The organism is Lysinibacillus sp. FSL R5-0849 (assembly GCF_038595075.1).
In the GTDB taxonomy this organism is placed as follows: Bacteria; Bacillota; Bacilli; order Bacillales_A; family Planococcaceae; genus Lysinibacillus; species Lysinibacillus fusiformis.
Map to the genome: position 1 here is coordinate 1,013,307 of NZ_CP152004.1, position 18,876 is coordinate 1,032,182.

The 18,876-nt window shown below is 37.1% G+C and carries 18 protein-coding genes; 16 read left to right on the top strand and 2 right to left on the bottom strand.

All coding sequences use genetic code 11. The features are described from left to right. Positions 1–2: 2 nt before the first annotated feature. Genes pknB through spoVM form a run of 5 tightly spaced genes read left to right on the top strand, consistent with a single transcriptional unit; the run spans position 3 to position 4,328 of the window. Complete coding sequence (gene pknB / locus MKY80_RS04700; RefSeq protein ID WP_008173766.1) at positions 3–1,991, top strand: Stk1 family PASTA domain-containing Ser/Thr kinase; 1,989 nt, start codon at positions 3–5, stop codon at positions 1,989–1,991. A gap of 11 nt (positions 1,992–2,002) precedes the next feature. After that, positions 2,003–2,887, top strand: coding sequence for a ribosome small subunit-dependent GTPase A (rsgA, locus tag MKY80_RS04705; protein WP_008173764.1), 885 nt, complete (start codon positions 2,003–2,005; stop codon positions 2,885–2,887). 2 nt (positions 2,888–2,889) lie between these two features. Next, the gene (gene rpe, locus MKY80_RS04710; protein WP_043989656.1) at positions 2,890–3,558 is read left to right on the top strand and encodes a ribulose-phosphate 3-epimerase; all 669 of its coding nucleotides are present in this window, start codon (positions 2,890–2,892) and stop codon (positions 3,556–3,558) included. Further along, complete coding sequence (locus MKY80_RS04715; protein ID WP_008173760.1) at positions 3,555–4,208, top strand: thiamine diphosphokinase; 654 nt, start codon at positions 3,555–3,557, stop codon at positions 4,206–4,208. The genes rpe and MKY80_RS04715 overlap by 4 nt, the downstream gene beginning before the upstream one ends. An 18-nt stretch (positions 4,209–4,226) precedes the next feature. Then, positions 4,227–4,328, top strand: coding sequence for a stage V sporulation protein SpoVM (gene spoVM / locus MKY80_RS04720; protein WP_099805045.1), 102 nt, complete (start codon positions 4,227–4,229; stop codon positions 4,326–4,328). 119 nt (positions 4,329–4,447) lie between these two features. Here the strand turns inward: spoVM and rpmB are convergent, their stop codons facing one another. Together rpmB and MKY80_RS04730 are read right to left on the bottom strand one after the other, a co-directional pair. Continuing rightward, complete coding sequence (gene rpmB, locus MKY80_RS04725) at positions 4,448–4,636, bottom strand: 50S ribosomal protein L28 (RefSeq protein WP_004227417.1); 189 nt, start codon at positions 4,634–4,636, stop codon at positions 4,448–4,450. Positions 4,637–4,823: 187 nt separating this feature from the next. Beyond that, a complete protein-coding gene (locus MKY80_RS04730) occupies positions 4,824–5,567 on the bottom strand; it encodes an IclR family transcriptional regulator (protein WP_043989654.1) in 744 nt (247 codons plus the stop codon). A gap of 284 nt (positions 5,568–5,851) precedes the next feature. Here MKY80_RS04730 and MKY80_RS04735 point away from each other — a divergent pair, with 284 nt between their 5' ends. The 11 genes from MKY80_RS04735 to MKY80_RS04785 all read left to right on the top strand — a co-directional run bounded on the left by MKY80_RS04735 (position 5,852) and on the right by MKY80_RS04785 (position 18,874). Next, positions 5,852–6,724, top strand: coding sequence for an arginine deiminase family protein (locus MKY80_RS04735; protein WP_089985303.1), 873 nt, complete (start codon positions 5,852–5,854; stop codon positions 6,722–6,724). Between the two features lie 15 nt (positions 6,725–6,739). After that, positions 6,740–7,501, top strand: coding sequence for an arginine deiminase family protein (locus tag MKY80_RS04740; protein ID WP_008173746.1), 762 nt, complete (start codon positions 6,740–6,742; stop codon positions 7,499–7,501). Positions 7,502–7,612: 111 nt separating this feature from the next. Then, positions 7,613–9,040 carry an amino acid permease gene (locus tag MKY80_RS04745; RefSeq protein WP_008173745.1) on the top strand — a complete coding sequence of 476 codons (1,428 nt, stop codon included), beginning with the start codon at positions 7,613–7,615 and terminating at the stop codon, positions 9,038–9,040. 36 nt (positions 9,041–9,076) lie between these two features. Next, on the top strand, positions 9,077–10,681 hold the full coding sequence (locus MKY80_RS04750) for a M20/M25/M40 family metallo-hydrolase (protein ID WP_342532249.1): 1,605 nt from the start codon (positions 9,077–9,079) through the stop codon (positions 10,679–10,681). A gap of 350 nt (positions 10,682–11,031) precedes the next feature. Next, on the top strand, positions 11,032–11,391 hold the full coding sequence (locus MKY80_RS04755) for an Asp23/Gls24 family envelope stress response protein (protein WP_008173742.1): 360 nt from the start codon (positions 11,032–11,034) through the stop codon (positions 11,389–11,391). A gap of 18 nt (positions 11,392–11,409) precedes the next feature. Then, complete coding sequence (locus MKY80_RS04760; RefSeq protein ID WP_089985306.1) at positions 11,410–13,059, top strand: DAK2 domain-containing protein; 1,650 nt, start codon at positions 11,410–11,412, stop codon at positions 13,057–13,059. 353 nt (positions 13,060–13,412) lie between these two features. Next, entirely contained in the window at positions 13,413–14,075 is a 663-nt protein-coding gene (gene sdaAB / locus MKY80_RS04765; protein ID WP_008173738.1) for an L-serine ammonia-lyase, iron-sulfur-dependent subunit beta, read from the top strand. A 14-nt stretch (positions 14,076–14,089) separates the two neighbouring features. After that, positions 14,090–14,998 (top strand): L-serine ammonia-lyase, iron-sulfur-dependent, subunit alpha, encoded by a 909-nt coding sequence (sdaAA, locus tag MKY80_RS04770; protein WP_008173736.1) that lies wholly within the window; start codon positions 14,090–14,092, stop codon positions 14,996–14,998. Between the two features lie 161 nt (positions 14,999–15,159). Further along, on the top strand, positions 15,160–16,020 hold the full coding sequence (locus MKY80_RS04775; protein WP_089985308.1) for a LysR family transcriptional regulator: 861 nt from the start codon (positions 15,160–15,162) through the stop codon (positions 16,018–16,020). 286 nt (positions 16,021–16,306) lie between these two features. Continuing rightward, a complete protein-coding gene (locus MKY80_RS04780) occupies positions 16,307–17,710 on the top strand; it encodes a C4-dicarboxylate ABC transporter permease (protein ID WP_342532253.1) in 1,404 nt (467 codons plus the stop codon). A gap of 12 nt (positions 17,711–17,722) precedes the next feature. Beyond that, a complete protein-coding gene (locus MKY80_RS04785) occupies positions 17,723–18,874 on the top strand; it encodes an amidohydrolase (protein ID WP_342532255.1) in 1,152 nt (383 codons plus the stop codon). Positions 18,875–18,876 lie beyond the last annotated feature (2 nt).

The window sequence follows — 18,876 nt, forward strand, 5'->3', positions numbered from 1 at the left end:
GAATGCTGGTAGGTAAAAGAATTAGTGACCGTTATAAGATATTAGACCTCATTGGTGGCGGAGGTATGTCCAATGTTTATTTAGCTCATGATATGATATTAAATCGTGATGTAGCCATAAAAATATTACGCTATGATTTTTCCAATGAGGATGAGTTACATCGACGTTTTCAACGTGAGGCACTGTCTGCCACAAGTCTTACACATCCTAATATTGTTAGTGTTTATGATGTAGGTGACGATGGGGATCTACACTATATTGTAATGGAATTTGTTCAAGGAAAAACGTTAAAGCAGTACATACAAGAATTTGCACCAATTTCTCCGTCTAGAAGTGTGCATATTATGAAGCAATTAACGTCTGCTATTGCTAATGCCCATGAAAATCATATTATTCACCGTGATATTAAACCACAAAATATTTTGATGGATGCAGAGGGAAATGTCAAAGTAACTGATTTTGGCATTGCCATGACGTTAAGCGCTACATCCTTTACTCAAACGAATTCTGTGCTAGGGACAGTGCATTACTTATCACCAGAGCAGGCTCGGGGTGGGACGGCTACAAGTCAATCGGACATCTATGCACTGGGTATTGTATTGTATGAATTATTAACAGGTGAATTACCTTTTTCAGGGGAGTCAGCTGTTTCTATTGCCCTTAAGCATTTACAAGCGGAAACACCTTCAGTTCGCGCTTTTGATGGAACTATTCCGCAAAGCTTGGAAAATGTGGTGCTCAAGGCTACAGCAAAAGATGCATCTCATCGCTATAATACAGTGGAAGAAATGTATGATGATTTGGAAACCGTCTTATCATCTTCCCGAATAAATGAACCAAAGTTTGTTATTCCAGTGGATAATGATGCGACAAAGGCCATTCCAATTATTAAAGAGGAAGCTCTAAAGAAAGATGAAGATTTAACTAAAACAAGGGTTATTGAACCCATTGTGGAATATAAATCTCCAGCTCAGGCACCACCTAAAAAACCTGTAGAAAAACCTACTCCTGTTAAAGCAAAGAAGAAAAAATGGCCTAAGATTGTGGCGGGATTATTAATAGCGGTAATTATCATCTTCTTATTCTTCATATTTGCAGCAGATTTATTTAGCCCGAAAAAAGTGGCAGTCCCAGATGTAATAAATTTGACTGTAGAGGAAGCTACAAAAAAATTAGAAGCCGAGGGATTTGTTGTTGGTGAGGAGCATCAGGAACGAAATCATGAGGACATTGAAAAGGGTCATGTTATAGAAACCGATCCAGAGAAAAACTCGATGCGCGCAAAAGGCTCAGAGATTGACCTAATTGTTAGTTTAGGTGTGGAGACGACGACCGTTGATAATTATGTCGGACAAAATTATAGTCAAGTAGAGGCTTTAATAAAAGGAAAGTATAAAGAAGTAAGGAAAGAGGAAGTTCCTTCTCGTGAACCTGAAGGTAGAATTATTGAGCAAAGTATTGCGGCAGATACGGAAGTGGTAGCGAAAGAGGAAACGATTACCTTTAAAGTAAGTCAAGGTGTTCGTATGGTCAGAGTAGAAAATGTTGTGAATTATTCGAAAGCGGATATGGATAACTATGTGAATAGAGTAGGTCTCAGCTGGCGAGTATCTCGTGAAGACTATCATGAATCGATCCCTGCTGGTAGTGTAATTTCGCAATTGACAAAAGCAGGTACTATGGTGGAGGAAGGTTCTGCTATTTCGGTTATAATTAGTAAGGGACCAGCTAAAAAGCCTGAGAAACTTCTGCTTAAGCCCGTAGTCATTGAGTATAAACCTAAAGAAGAGGGTGTACCTCAAAAAGTTCGAATTGAAATTCAAGATAAAAATCATACATTTTCTGAACCAGTTACGGAGCTGGAAATTTTAAATGATACGCCTTACAATATACAGCTTGTTATTGAAGAAGGCAAAGATGCGAGTTATAGAATTATCCGTGACTCAGAAATCATCTTAGAAGAAAAAGTTAATTATAACGATGTCAATTAAGGAGGAATTGGATGGCGCAAGGCCAAATAAGAAAAGCGTTAAGCGGTTATTATTATGTTTATGATGGTCATCAGCTTATTCAATGCCGAGGACGTGGGGTCTTTCGCAATCGTGGAGAATCCCCGCTTGTCGGTGATATTGTAGAATATTCATTGGAAACAGAAGGATCGGATGGCACTATTCAAAAGATTTTAGAACGTCAAAATGAATTAGTTAGGCCGCCAATTGCCAATATTGATCAGGGTATCTTGGTTTTTTCTGTAAAAGAGCCTAATTTCAATACGATATTACTCGATCGCTTTTTAGTTGTTTTAGAATCATTCCATGTACACCCTATTATTTGTCTAACAAAAATGGATTTACTAGAAAATAACGAACATGAGGAATTACAGCGTTATATCGCTGATTACGAAAATATGGGCTATACCGTTCTTCAAACTTATAAAGATGAAGAAGAATTAGTGGAAAGATTACAGCCTATATTAAAGGGAAAAACAACTGTGCTAGCAGGCCAATCTGGTGTTGGAAAATCAACATTACTAAATACATTAATTCCTGAATTGAATTTAAAAACAGGAATTATCTCACAGAGCCTAGGACGTGGAAAACATACGACGCGTCACGTTGAGCTAATTGAGGTCTGTGATGGTTTATTGGCAGATACGCCTGGTTTCAGTTCGTTTGATTTTGATGAAATTGAGAAAGAAGAATTAGGCGCATGTTTTCCAGAAATGATTAGAGTAGCGGATCATTGTAAATTCAGAGGCTGTTTACATATGAAAGAGCCCAAATGTGCAGTCAAGGCGTCCGTAGAGACAGGGGAAATTCGTGACTACCGCTACAAGCATTATGAACAATTTATGCAAGAAATTATGGATCGAAAGCCGAGGTATTAATGATGATACAAATAGCACCATCAATTTTAGCAGCGAATTTTGCAAAATTAGGAGAAGAAGTAAAAGAAGTAGAGCAAGCGGGTGCAAAACTAATTCATATAGATGTGATGGATGGTCATTTTGTGCCGAATATTTCATTTGGCTCAATCGTATTGGATGCTATCCGTCCATTAACAGATTTACCATTAGATGTACATTTAATGATTGAAAACCCAGATCAGTATATTGAACAGTTTGCTCAAGCTGGAGCAGACTATATTACCGTACATGTTGAAGCTTGTCGTCACCTACATCGTACAATTCAATTAATCCGTTCGTATGGTATAAAGGCGGGTGTCGTTTTAAATCCACATACACCGATAGAATCTATCCAGCATGTTCTTGAAGATATCGATATGGTTTTATTAATGACTGTCAATCCAGGGTTCGGCGGACAAAAATTCATTCATTCGGTTGTGCCTAAAATCGAGGCTTTATCTTCACTGATTAAAGAGCGTGGATTGGACATCGCCATTGAAATTGACGGTGGCATTACAGCCGAAACGATTGTTCCATGTGCACAGGCAGGAGCGACGATTTTTGTGGCAGGATCAGCCATCTATAGTAAAGAGGATCGAACAGCTGCGCTTCAAGAAATTTTAGCGGCTGGTGAGGCAGCGATTAACGGATGACGACAGTCGTTGTTTGTGCAGGTGGTCCAAAACAAGAGCTGTGTTCATTCACATCGTTTCAATTACAACAGGATGTAGTGTTTATTGGCGCAGATCGTGGTGCTTTATATTTAATAGAGCAGGGGATTACGCCACATGCAATTGTTGGAGATTTTGATTCTTTATCAGAAGAAGAATATCAGCGGGTGATGGCGCGGACAAATGATCAACAACGTTTTCAAGAAGAGAAAAATGAAACAGATACGGATTTGGCCTTGCTTAAAGCATTTACGTATGCACCAGAAGAAATTATTTTGACAGGTGTTACGGGAGGGCGTCTAGATCATTATGAGGCAGCTGTTCGTTCTATATATCGTTTACAAAAAGAGCATCCACACATTGTATTGAAGATTATTAATCATACAAATATGTTACAATTTTTATTGCCGGGTACACATCCTATTTATGCAGATAACCGATATCGGTACTTATCCTTCTTTGCTCATGAAGAGCCGATAAAAGATGTGACATTAAGGCAAGTGAAATATGAAACGACGAAAGAAGAAATTTCTTTAGGAACATCCCGATTTACAAGTAATGAAATAATAGGAACTTCAGGGTCTATATCTTTCTCAAGAGGCATATGTTTAATGATAAGAAGCATAGATTAGCGTAAGGGGGAGAGAGTCCTGAAAGTATATACGTTCCAATTGCCGAAATTCGTTAGTAGTATTACGCGCACGTGTATTAACCTATTTAAAAAAGATAAGAAAGTAAAAAAATCCGACTAATAGTAGTCGGATTTTTTCATTCTTTGCTATATGTAGATTTTTACTGCAGTAATCATTCTATAACCAAAGAAAAAAATCGATTTACGCTCAAAGCGAAATCGATTTTTTAGAAGCGTCGATTAAACGCGCTCGATTTTACCTGATTTTAATGCACGAGCAGAAACCCATACACGTTTTGGTTTACCGTCAACTAAGATACGAACTTTTTGAAGGTTAGCACCCCAAGTACGTTTGTTAGCGTTCATAGCGTGGGAACGGTTGTTACCAGTACGAGCTTTACGTCCAGTGATTACACATTGTTTTGGCATGTTGTATTCCCTCCTTACTGTTGATGCTGAAAGATTATTATATTTCAGTTCGGTATTTCACATACCATAATAATTTAACATACGATGGCGTTCAGTGCAACAGTTTTCACATAACCTTTCAAGAAAAAAACCTTTACAGGCAAAATTGATGAACAAAAATAGATTTTCTTTGAAGGAATCAGTTCTTCTAATATTTTCCTCGATAACCGAGTTTCAGTGAGACGCGTTTGCCGGTATTAACCAAACGTTCAATGAGTGTTAGAATGTGCTCTTGAGAAACATTAAAGCTGACAAAACCGATGCTTACTGCTCCTATTACTTCACCAAAACCATCTAAAACGGAAACGGCAATGGAGGAAGTACCAGCCGTTCGTTCTCCGTGACTAATCGCATAACCTTGTTGTCGAATTTGACGAAGTTGCTCCTCCAGTTCAGGCATTTCATCTTGCGTTACTAGTTGTTCTAATATTTCTTTCGATTGTGCGTCAGACATAGAGGCGAGAATGGCCTTATTGGCTGCTCCAATATGTAGAGGTATACGAATGCCCAGCTGGTCATAAATACGAATTGGATTGGCAGCGCTATCTATTCTTTCAATAATAATCGTGTCTAAACCTGCTGGCTTACTTAAATAGACACTTTCCTCAACATCTCTTGCTAATCGCTCTAGCTCTGGTCGGATTTTGCTAATATAATCCATCGTATCATAGACTTGCAAGCCGAGTTCCATCCAAATGGTCCCGAGTCGATAATGTTTAGTTTGTTCATCTTGCTCAATCATTCCTTGATTAATCATCGCTTTTAAAATTCTATGTAAAGTACTTAGAGGTAAATCACATTTTGTAGAAAGCTCCGAAATGGACAAGCTACTGTCATTTGCTTCAGAAGCTAAAACCTTCGCAATAGTCATAGCCCGCTCTAATAATTGCATTTGTCCTACCTCCTTTTCTCCTATTTTATTTTTATTCTCCATCTACGTCTAGTTCCAATCTTACTGAGACCATGAGTTCATTGAATACAAAAAGAAAGAGAATACCCTTTTAGAAAAATTCAGACTTAATTCAACAGGGCTTACTGAGAGTGGTTTGAGAAGAAAATGAAAAATAAAAAGTTTTCTAAATATATTGACAGTATAACATAAAACGCATATATTTTTCATATAAACTTTCCTCTAAACGGAAACGTTTTCCACTACACGGAAAAGGAGTGAAGGGAATGCATTATTGCTCGTCGATGTATACACCTTTAAAACACGTAATAGTAAAACATCCAAAAGATGCTTTTCGAAGTCAGAAACATCTTAGTGATGAATGGAAAACTTTTAACTACTTATCTGAGCCCAACTTTGAAGAAGCATTAAAGGAATATGCAGAATTTGTTGAGATTCTTAAGAAGTATGTTGACACAATTGATTATCTACCACTTTCAGATGAGGTAGGGTTGGACTCGCTTTATGCCCATGATCCAGTCAAATTTACGCCGAAGGGTGCCATTTTATTAAAGTCTGGAAAAAAATTAAGACAGCCAGAAGCTTCCATCTACAAAGAATTTTTAAAGGACAAGGGTATTTCCATAATCGGAGAACTCACTGGAGATGCAGTAGCAGATGGTGGAGACATTGTTTGGTTAGATGATCGAACACTTGCTGTTGGGAGAGGTTATCGAACAAATGATGAGGCCATTCGTCAGCTAAAAGAAATGACAGCTGAAATGGTAGATGAATTTATAGTGGTACAGCTACCACATGATTTAGGTGAAGCTGAATGCTTACATCTTATGTCTTTCATTAGTATGGTTGATAAAGATTTAGCAGTTGTACATTCCCGTTTAATGCCTGTATTTTTCCGCCAATTACTAGTGGAAAGAGGTATTCAGTTAGTGGAAGTGCCAAAGGATGAATACGATACACTTGGCTGTAATGTGTTAGCGCTTGCACCTAGAGTTTGTGTTCTTCCTGAAGGAAACACGGTCACAAAACAGCAACTAATCGAAGCTGGTGCAACGGTATTTGAATATAAAGGTCAACAAATTTCTGTGTTAGGAACAGGCGGGCCTACATGTCTGACTTGTCCTGTAATAAGAGCATAAAAGGAGAGAAAAGAAATGTTTAAAAATGTTATTGTTAAAAATCCAGGAAATAGTTTTGTAAACGGTTTAACAACTAGTGATTTAGGAAAACCGATTTTAGAGAAATTATACGAGCAGCATGACAAGTATGTAGAAGCTTTAAAAAAATGTGAGGTTGAAGTAACACAATTACCAGCGAATGAGGCATTTCCTGACTCAACATTTGTAGAGGATACGGCAGTTTTAACACCAGAATTTGCTATCATTTCAAATCCAGGAGCTGCTGCCCGTAACCGGGAAATTGAAGATATCGAACCTGCTGTAAAGCAATTCTACGATAAAATTTATTATATAAAAGGATCTGGAACGCTTGATGGAGGGGACATATTACAGGCTGAAAAGAAATTTTATGTAGGAATTTCAGATCGTACAAATGAAGAAGGGGCACAACAATTTAAGGAAATCGTTGAACAAGAGGGGTATGAGGCGACGATTATCCCATTAAAAGAATTCTTCCATTTAAAAACGGGTATTGCTTATGTAGGAGACAATCGTATGGTGCTAGCTGGTGAGTTCGTAGATCATCCGGCATTTGAATCCTATGAAAAAATTATTATTCCAAAGGAAGATGAATATTCTGCTAACTGTATTCAAGTCAATGATTATATTATTATTCCAGCAGGATACCCGGACACAAATCGTAAATTACTCGATCTAGGTTATCAAACGATTGAACTTGAAATGTCCGAATTTAGAAAACATGATGGTGGCTTAAGCTGCTTATCATTACGTTTTTAAGTAATACTACTTGAACCCAATCAATTTTAAAAAAATAAATTGGTTGGGTGCTTTCGTTATTTGTATATCAGAATATTCAATATATTCACATTATATGGGAGGGATGGATGAATGTTGGATAAAGGGGATCAAGTTCACAATCAACAATTAAACCGTTCAATGAAAAGTCGTCACTTATTAATGCTTTCACTTGGGGGGGTTATCGGAACAGGGTTATTTTTAAATGTAGGCTATACCATTAATCAAGCGGGTCCAGGTGGAGCACTTATTGGTTATTTATTTGGTGGGTTAATTTTATTTATGGTAATGAACTGTCTAGGGGAATTAGCTGTTTACATGCCTGTTACTGGTTCCTTTCAAACATATGCTACACGTTTCATTAGCCCCTCAGCCGGATTTTCATTAGGCTGGATGTACTTTGTCGGTTCAGCAGCGACAGCGGGTGTTGAGTTCACAGCTGCCGGAATTTTAATGCAGCATTGGTTTCCAGATATCCCTATTTGGATATGGTGTGCTGTATTTATGGTTCTTTTATTTGTCTTAAATGCTTTAACTACAAAGGGGTTTGCTGAAGCAGAATTTTGGTTTGCGAGTATTAAAGTAGTCGCAGTTATTGCCTTTATTATAATAGGTGGGGCTGCTATTTTTGGTATGATACCGTTAGCAGATCGTCCAACACCTCATCTCACAAATTTAGCACCTTCTGGCTTATTCCCAGCAGGTATTACCATTATTTTTGTGACGATGATGAATGTTATTTTCTCTTATCAGGGGTCAGAGCTTGTGGGAATTGCAGCCGGTGAAACCGAAAATCCAGAAAAAAATATTCCAAGAGCTATCCGGACAATACTTTTTAGAATTATTGTTTTTTATATTGCTTCTATTATTGTATTATCAGCCATCTTCCCATCATCAGAGCTTGGTCTAATGGAGAGTCCATTTGTGACGTTGATGAATTTAGCGGGTGTTCCCTATGCAGCTGGTATCATGAATTTTGTTATTTTAACCGCGATTCTATCCGTTGGTAATTCATGTTTGTATGCGTCAACTCGTTTATTGTTCTCGATGTCTCATGAGGGAATGGCACCAAAATTATTTGGTCGTCTTACTAAAAATAAAGTGCCTCTAAATGCACTGATCTTTACGATGGTTTTCTCACTCTTATCATTACTAACAAGTGTGATGGAAGCAGATGCGGTATTTGTTTTATTAATGTCGGTTGCAGGAATATCTGTCACGATTTCATGGATGGGGATTTGTGCTTCTCAATTAATGTTCCGCTATCGTTATATTAAGTCGGGTGGAAATTTAGCAGATTTAAAGTTTAAGACACCTTTATTTCCATTAATACCTATATTTTGTATTTTCTTTTGTTTAGTGATTTTGATTTTTTTAGCATTTGATCCAACCCAAAGAATTGGCCTATTGTATGGCATTGGCTTCTTTATTGCTTGTATGATTTTTTATCGCTTGAAATTAAAAAAAGCACCTATGGCAACTACAGATACCAAAAATGAAGAGTCACTAGATATTCGTTAAGAACCTTTAACGAATGAGATTTAAAGGAGAATTTTTATGGATAATTATATGTGGAATACACCAGAAAAACTGCGAGCACTACTATGTGAAATTGTCAGCTGGGACAGTAGAACATTGACTGAGGGTGAAAATGAATTTGCCTATAAATTGAAAAATAAATTGATGGCGCTTCCATATTTTAATAAGCATCCTGAGTTGATCGAATTGCATGAAGCAGGTCTAGGAAGAAACGCTGTAACAGCATTATATAAACATCCTACAGCAACCAACACAGTAGTGCTAATTAGTCACTTTGATACAGTGCATACTGAAGAATATGGAGAATTAGAGCCTCTAGCTGTTTTCCCTGAGGAATTGACTAAAAAGCTTATGGAGCCTAAGTACAAAAAGGATTTACCAGAAGCTGCTAGATTGGATTTGGAATCAGGCAATTATTTGTTTGGTCGTGGCACAATGGATATGAAAATGGGACTGGCATTACACATGCAGCTAATTGAAAAAGCAAGCTTCGAGCAATGGCCAATTAATCTGATTTTAACAGCGGTTCCCGATGAAGAAGTAAATTCAGCGGGAATGAGAGCTGCTGTAGTGGAGCTTGTAAGAATACGAGAACAGTATGATTTAACGTATCAATTATTTTTAAATAGTGAACCGTCTTTTTCACAAGGACCATCTGATACGAATGAATATATTTATTCAGGCACCATTGGTAAGATAATGCCCGCCGCACTGTTTTATGGGAAGGAAACACATGTCGGTGAACCTTTAAAAGGAATGACAGCTAATTTCATTGCTTCTTATATGACACAGCATATGGAGTGGAATCCTCTTTTCCGTGAAACAGATTTAGGAGAGAGTACACCACTACCAGTCTCTTTACAGCTAAAAGATTTAAAAATGGAATACTCTACACAAACGCCATATCGTGCTGCGGCTCTTTACAATGTATTTTTATTAAAACGAACAGCAGCAGAAGTGATGGATATATTTGAACAGGTCGCATTCGAAGCAATGACGGCTTGTAATCAACAGTATGTGCAAATTTGTAAACGAGAAAAAGTACAAGGTGTTGGGACAGTCAAAGTATTGCGATATGAAGCTCTCTTAGAACATGCCATCCGGAAACTGGGAGCTGCCGAAGTCGATTCTATCAAATCTCAAGTTCTTCAGCATAGTACGTGGGATGACCGTGAAAAGTCAATACGCATTGTTGATCAGCTTATGATACGTTGTCAGGAATTAGCACCAGCTACTGTCCTGTTATATGCTCCACCTTATTACCCGGCTATTAATTCATCCAATCATCCACTTATTATAAAATCGATTGAATTAATGAAGAAAACGGCGCAAACATTCGATGTTGCGGTGGAGCAAATCCATTATTTTAATGGAATTTGTGATTTAAGCTATGTGAACTATACAGATGAATCAGATGAATGGTTAGCCTTCGAACGCAATACACCTGTATGGGGGGAAACGTATAGTATCCCATTTAAAGAAATGACCGCTTTACAAGGGCCGGTCTTAAATGTAGGACCATTTGGTAAGGATGCGCATCAAAAAACAGAAAGATTACATGTGGATAGTGCCTTTAAAGAAATGCCAGTTATGATCGATACCCTTATAAAAAGTTTAATTTAATGCAATATAAAGTTGATGCTTTCATAGTATCAACTTTTTTTATCTAGAATTGACTGTGATGTTTAAGATTAATAAAGAGAGGCCATATAGGCATGTGTCCTAATAAGATTTTGATGTAAGGGCATATATAATTAGGCTATGAGCTTGCTGACCGAGCGTTATACGTCATAACACAATTAGGCGGAAATAAATTTTATTGTAAGAACGCCATTTTTGATGAATTCATAAATACGTCGATTTAAAGTCACAAAACGTTGCTACATAGCCTTTCTTTACCCCCTTAGGTTGCTTAAATTACAACGAAAGTGTTACAATATAGTTTAGTCAAAAAGAGCCAAGGGGGCATTTCTATGTCAATTGAATTAAACAGTGAATTCGGCCAAATTGATATTTCAACAGATGTACTTGCACAAATTGCTGGTGGTGCTGCTGTAGAATGCTACGGGATTGTTGGCATGGCATCTAAACATCAAATTCGTGATGGTCTAACTGATATTTTACGTAAAGAAAACTTCGCAAAAGGTGTTGTGATTCGACAACAAGACGACGATTTACATATTGATATGTACATTATTGTTAGTTACGGGACAAAAATTTCGGAAGTTGCTTACCAAGTACAGTCGAAAGTGAAATATACAGTAGATAAAACATTGGGTATGAGCGTAAAATCTGTCAATATCTTTGTACAGGGCGTTCGTGTAGCGAATTAAGAGGAGGAACTAAATCGAATGCAGTCTTTAGACGGTATAAAGTTTGCAGAAATGGTACAAATGGGTGCGCATCACCTATTCCAAAATGCAAATTATGTAGATTCATTAAATGTTTTCCCGGTACCGGATGGTGACACAGGGACAAATATGAACTTATCGATGACATCTGGTGCAAAGGAAACGGAGCTTTATGCTTCAGAGCATATTGGTAAAACGGCACAGGCCTTATCAAAAGGTTTATTAATGGGTGCGCGTGGAAATTCAGGTGTAATTCTATCACAATTATTCCGTGGATTTGGGAAATTCATTGAAAAAGAAGCAACAATTGATGCAAAAGGTTTTGCAGGTGCCTTCCAAGCTGGGGTAGATACAGCATATAAAGCCGTTATGAAACCTGTCGAAGGAACTATTTTAACGGTTGCTCGAGAAGCGGCGAAAAAAGGCGTAGAAGTGGCAGAAACTGAAACCGATATCATTGCGGTTATGGAAGCTTTTACTGCAGAGGCAAAGGCATCGCTAGATCGAACACCGGATTTACTACCTGTTTTAAAAGAGGTAGGGGTTGTCGATAGTGGTGGCCAAGGATTATTGTTTGTATATGAAGGGTTTTTAGCTTCTTTAAAAGGAGAGCCTCTCCCAGAAAAAAATGATGCGACATTAGATGATTTAATCAATGCAGAGCATCATAGAGCTCAAGACTTTATGAATACTGAAGATATTGAATTCGGCTATTGTACAGAAATAATGGTGCGTTTAGAAGATGGGAAAGAGCCATTTAATGAGGAGCAATTCCGTCAAGAATTAAGTCCTTTAGGTGATTCGTTACTTGTTATTTCAGATGAAGAAATTGCCAAGGTTCATATCCATTCTGAGCAACCAGGCTCTGTTTTATCAATTGGACAAAAATATGGTAGTCTTATGAAAATAAAAGTCGATAATATGCGTGAACAACATTCAGCTATCGTCGGTGAAGAACATAAGGCACCTACGACAACGAAAAAATTAGAAAAACATCCCTATGCTATTGTAACAATTGCGATGGGGGAGGGTGTTGCAGGTTTATTGCGTTCGATCGGTGCATCTTATGTCATTGAAGGTGGCCAAACGATGAACCCTTCAACAGAAGATATCGTTAAAGCAGTACAAGAAATTGGTGCAGAAAAAGTTTTAATTCTACCTAATAATAAAAATATAGTGATGGCTGCAGAGCAAGCTGTTGAGCTTTTAGAAATTGAAGCAGCAGTTGTCCCAACGAAGACAATTCCGCAAGGGATGGCTGCGATTTTAGCGTTTAATCCTGAAGCGGCTGTAGACTTAAATAAAAAGACAATGACGGATGCATTTGCAAATGTAAAAACAGGTCAGGTAACTTATGCTGTGCGTGATACATCTATTGATGGTGTTGAAATCCATAAAGATGATTTTATGGCGTTAGCAGAAGGAAAAATTGTCCTTTCTACACCAGCTTTAAAAGATGCAGCTGAAAAAGTAATCGTTGATTTAGTTGATGAGGATGCTGAAATTGTAACAGTCATTTATGGAGAGGATACAACTGAACAAGATGCTACAGAGTTAGTAGCATTCATTGAGAAGAACTATCCAGACGTAGAAGTTGAATTATTTAATGGAAAACAAGGGTTATACCCATATATTATTTCGGTAGAATAATTACATGCTACTTTGCTATTCCGTAAAGAAAGCAGTGCACAAAATGTGTACTGCTTTTGTTTATGCTACAAAGAGAGTATTATCTATATTTAGTCGGAAACATACGTACTATTCATAGTTGAATGTACGTATGTAGAGGATATAAAAAATTGGAAATATTGGAATATCAATGATTTTCATTATGTGTGCACAGGGTATGGACAATGTAAAACATATCACGATTGGCTACAAATTATAGTAGTGGTAATTTTCTGAAAGCTGACAAATTAAATACTTTACTTTTGTGGTAACTATCAAGCATGATATAAGTAAATATAAATATTATTATAGGAATAGAATAGAGGGGTGTTTGTATGAAATTTACTTCGGTTTTTGATATTATTGGGCCAGTCATGATTGGGCCTTCCTCCTCTCATACGGCAGGGGCAGCTCGTATCGGACGAGTTGCAAGGGATTTATTTGGTAGACAACCTAAATGGGCGAAAATTCATTTATATGGTTCGTTCGCAGAAACGTATAGAGGGCATGGGACAGATGTTGCAATCATTGGGGGCTTATTGAACTACGATACATTTGATGATCGTATTAAAACGGCATTTGAAGATGCAGAAAAAGCAGGGTTGGAATATGAATTTATTCCAGAAACAGCTAATACGGAGCATCCAAATACGGCACGTCTAGTTATTGGAGACGATGAAGGAGAAATGTCTGTCGTCGGTATTTCTATTGGTGGCGGTAAAATAGAAGTAAGTGAAGTAAATGGCTTTAAATTGCGTTTAACAGGTGGCATGCCAGCGATTCTTGTCGTACATGATGACCGTGCTGGCTGCATAGCGAACGTAGCCAATTGCTTAGCGATGCACGAAGTTAATATTGGACATATGGAAGTATCACGTATAGAACGAGGTTTAACGGCTTTAATGGTTATTGAAGTCGATCAAAATATAGAAGACAAAGTACTACAGCAGATTTCATTAATCCCATATATTACAAAAGTATCAAAGATTAATAACTAAGGGGGTGTCCCAAGATGGACGTTTTATTTCATAATGTTCGCGAGCTTGTGGAACGAGCAGAACAGGAAGATAAATTAATATCAGAAATTATGATTGAACAGGAAATGTTGATAACTGGCAGAACACGAGAAGAAATCATTCAACAAATGGATCGAAACCTAACGGTGATGGAAGAAGCGGTAGAACGCGGCTTACAAGGTGTACAATCTGTTACAGGTTTAACAGGTGGGGACGCCGTATTACTTCAAAATTACATTGCACAAGGAAAATCACTATCAGGTGATTTATTATTAGATGCAGTAAGTAAAGCGGTTGCAACCAATGAAGTCAATGCAGCAATGGGAACAATTTGTGCAACGCCAACAGCAGGTTCAGCTGGGGTTGTACCTGGAACACTTTTTGCGGTAAAAAATAAATTAAATCCAACTCGTGAGCAAATGATTCGTTATTTATTTACATCAGGTGCATTTGGCTTTGTTGTGGCTAATAATGCTTCCATCTCAGGTGCTGAAGGTGGCTGCCAAGCAGAGGTTGGTTCAGCGGCAGGTATGGCAGCGGCAGCTATCGTTGAGATGGCTGGTGGAACACCGCAACAATGTTCAGAAGCATTTGCGATTACGTTAAAAAATATGCTTGGCCTTGTTTGTGATCCAGTAGCAGGCTTAGTGGAAGTACCATGTGTTAAACGGAATGCTATGGGCGCTGCTAACTCTCTTGTAGCAGCAGATATGGCGCTTGCAGGTGTGACAAGCCGAATTCCATGTGATGAAGTAATTGGAGCGATGTATCGCATAGGACAATCTATGAGTCCAAACCTGAAAGAGACGGCACGCGGTGGTTTAGCAGCAACGCCAACAGGTAAGGCAATTAGTAAAGCCATTCTCGAAAATGGTGGATTACAAAGTATTAAGGCAATTCAATAAAAATGAAGAAACATGCTATCTGAATAGGTAGCATGTTTTTATGTTGATTGATATCTTAATGAAAAGAAAAACCCTCTTACGTACATAGTCGATTTAAGTATAATTAAATTTTAATAAGGAAAAAATATTTATCTTAATTTATAGCAGGGATGTGAATAGAGATGGATTTACGTAATTTGAAAACGTTTCATGTTGTTTCAACTTACCTCAACTTTACAAAAGCGGCTCAAATTTTAAATTATAGCCAGCCTACAATTAGCCAACAGATTAAAGCGTTAGAAGAAGAATTAGGGCATATCTTAATTAATCGAATAGGCAAGAAAATGTTTCTTTCTCAAGTAGGAAAAATAGTAAAGGAACATACAGATCAATTATTTGGGATTATTGAAGAAATGGAACAGGATTTGAAGAATTTTGAAAAGCCATTTGGCCATTTGACAATCGCTGCACCAGAATTTTATTGTGGCTATTATTTATCCCATATTATTGGCTCGTTTTTAAAACAGTACCCTCAGGTAAACCTAAAACTTCTTTGTGCCAATAGTAAAGAAACAGCCAAACTTGTGAGTTCAAATCAAGCAGATATAGGTTTTATAGCTGGATACCCTAGTTACGCTGGTGTAGAGGGGATTTTATTGGAGGAAGAGGATTTGGTATTGGTTGGAAATCCGCTTATTATAAAGGATCGTACTGTGCAGGAAATATTCGATGATTATCCCTTTATAACCTATGGTATGGATGACTGTATTGTCAGTTGCCTTCAAGAAATTCAGTGTAAGCCCCAAACGATAGTGGAATTTGGAAGCGAGGAAGCAATTAAGCGAGCAGTAATGGAACAAGTAGGTCTAGCCTTGCTGAGTGATATTATTATTCAAAAAGAGGTAAGCAAAGGGAGTCTTCAGGTTCTTTACCGATTTCCTAAAAAGTTACCTACTTATTTAATCTTTCCTCAAAATGCTAAAACATTTAGTAATGTAAGTACTTTTATTGATTTAGTTAAAGATACATGGAAAACAATTTAAATGGTTTGTATATGAAAAGAATGTTGCAGCCTGGTGAAATCGCAGGAATGTAATGTTCTTTTTATTTGTAATTTTTTTGATGTATCCCGATGAATTTATATGTAAATTTATCAATAGTAACTATTCGAAATAGTAATTTTTTATTTTTTTTTTAATCAATTACAATGAAGAAGACGGAAATTTCAAAAAAAGGGGATGGCTTTTTATGTTGGAGAGATGCGATATGCATTGATAGTGGTAATAAAAATTTGTTTTTGATCAATGATTCAACTAAGGAGGATGACGGATGAGTAAATTTATAGCTAATAAAGAAATAGAGCAACCAAAAGGAATTAATGTTTATGTGTTAATCTTTTGCCTTATTGTTGTATCATCCATTTTAACGTATTTTATCCCAGCTGGTTCATTTCAACGAGAAGAAGTTAATGGACGTCAAGTAATTCAACCAGGAACATTTAGTTTTACAGATATGAACCCTATTGGATTTTTAGATATTTTTAGCAGCGTACATTCTGGCATGATGCAAGGAGCAAGTATTATTTTCTTCGTATTGATTGTAGGAGGTACCTTTGGAATACTATCAGCCACAGGGGCATTGGAATCCTTTATCGCCATGCTATCTGTAAAAATGGCTAAACGTGAAATGTTAATAATACCAGTATTGATGTTGTTTTTCGCCTGTGCTGGGTCATTAATGGGGATGTCTGATGAAACGATTGTGTATGTAGGGATTCTTGCACCGCTTGCTGTTGCCCTAGGTTTTGATGCAATTACGGGTTTTGCTATCGTTATTCTAGGTGCATCTGTAGGATTTTCGGCAGCTGTTATGAATCCGTTTACAGTAGGAATAGCGCAAGAAATTGCGGGCTTGCCATTATTTTCAGGAATTGCTTTTCGAATTGTAATATTTATTGTCTTATACACAGTAGCAACAATATATGTTTATCGCTATGCAAGAAAAGTGAAAAATAATCCTAAAATTGGCTTTTATGGAAATTTTCTTAATAATGAAGGTAGTATTGTACAGGCGAATTCGAAAATGGAAATAAGACATAAGCTTGTTATGGCTACATTTCTTTTGAATTTTATCGTATTGATGTACGGGGTTGTAAAACTAGGTTGGTACATTACCGAAATAGCCGGTTTATTTTTATTGTTTGGTATTTTAATGGGACTTATTGGCAAACTATCACCTTCGCATATTGCTAATTCATTTATGAAGGGTGCAGGTGATTTAGTTGGTGGCGCTCTTATCATTGGATTAGCACAGTCTATTTTAGTGATTTTCAATAACTCAGGATTGATTGATACAATCCTATTTTACACGTCTGTATTGCTTGATTCAGTTCCACCTGTACTAAATGCAGTAGGGATGTTTATCTTCCAGTTATTTTTAAATTTTTTAGTACCATCAGGAAGTGGACAGGCTGCCTTAACAATGCCGATTATGGCGCCTTTATCAGATATGATTGGCGTTACAAGACAAACAGCAGTACTTGCCTATCAATTTGGAGATGGTATGTCGAATATTATTTTCCCAACTGTAGGTTTTTTAATGGCGGGATTATCAATTGCGGGTATTCCTTGGGGTAAATGGATAAAATGGATTTTTCCGTTTATGCTTATTCAAGTAACAGTTGCTGTAATATCGCTTATTATTGCACAAGTCATACAATACGGACCTTTCTAAAGGAGTTTAACAATGGAAATAATGAATATAAAAAGATTAGCAGAAAAGGCAATAGAGGATCGCCGTCATCTGCACCAATATCCAGAGCTTTCTGGTCAGGAATACGAAACAAGTGAGTTTATTCGCCAAAGACTAGAGGAGTTAGACATAGAAATTCTAGATTACGAACCTCCAGGTGTAGTGGCATTTATAAAAGGGACAAATGGAACAAAAACTATTGCATTACGTGCCGATATAGATGCATTACCTATAGAAGAAGAGGGAGACAAACCATATATTTCTCACAAGCAAGGTGTTGCTCATATGTGTGGCCATGATGGTCATACTGCGATTTTATTAGCAGTTGCTGCATGGATAAGCTTAAATAGAGAGAAAATCGAGCCGAATATCAAGTTTATATTTCAATCGGCAGAGGAAATCACCCCAAGTGGAGCTGATTTATTAATTCAAAAAGGTGTGTTGGAAGATGTAGAGGCTATTTTTGGCATTCACTTATGGCAAGGTTTAGAGAAAGGGATGATTGGTCTAACACATGGACCAATGATGGCTTCTATTGATGATTTTGAAATTATAATTCAAGGATATGGTGGCCATGGATCAATGCCACATGAAACAATTGATCCTATTTATATAGCGAGCCATTTAATGCAAGCTTTTCAAAGTATTATAAGTAGAAATGTCAATCCTATTGATGCGGGTGTCATTACAGTAGGTAATATTCAAGCTGGAACCACTTATAATATTATTCCTGATACGGCAAAATTAACTGGAACGATCAGAGCTTTGACACCGAACACTATAAAAATCATTAAAACGAAAATGGTAAGTTTAACAGAAGGAATTTGTCGAGCATTTGGAGCAGAGGGAAAAATCGATTTTATTTTAGGAACACCTCCGCTCATAAATGATCCGACACAATCACGAAATATTGAATCGATTGTACGGGAACAATTTGGAGATACCGCATTTAAAGTAGTCGAACCAGTCATGGGTGGAGAAGATTTTTCTTATTATTTACAACATAAGCCTGGAGCATTTGTTTTTGTAGGTATGGGTGGTGAAAAAAGCCAATATCCACATCATCATCCACGATTTGATGTAGATGAAGATGTTTTCCCTAATGCTATTCAACTATTTATAAACATTATCTTGCAACATAAATAATT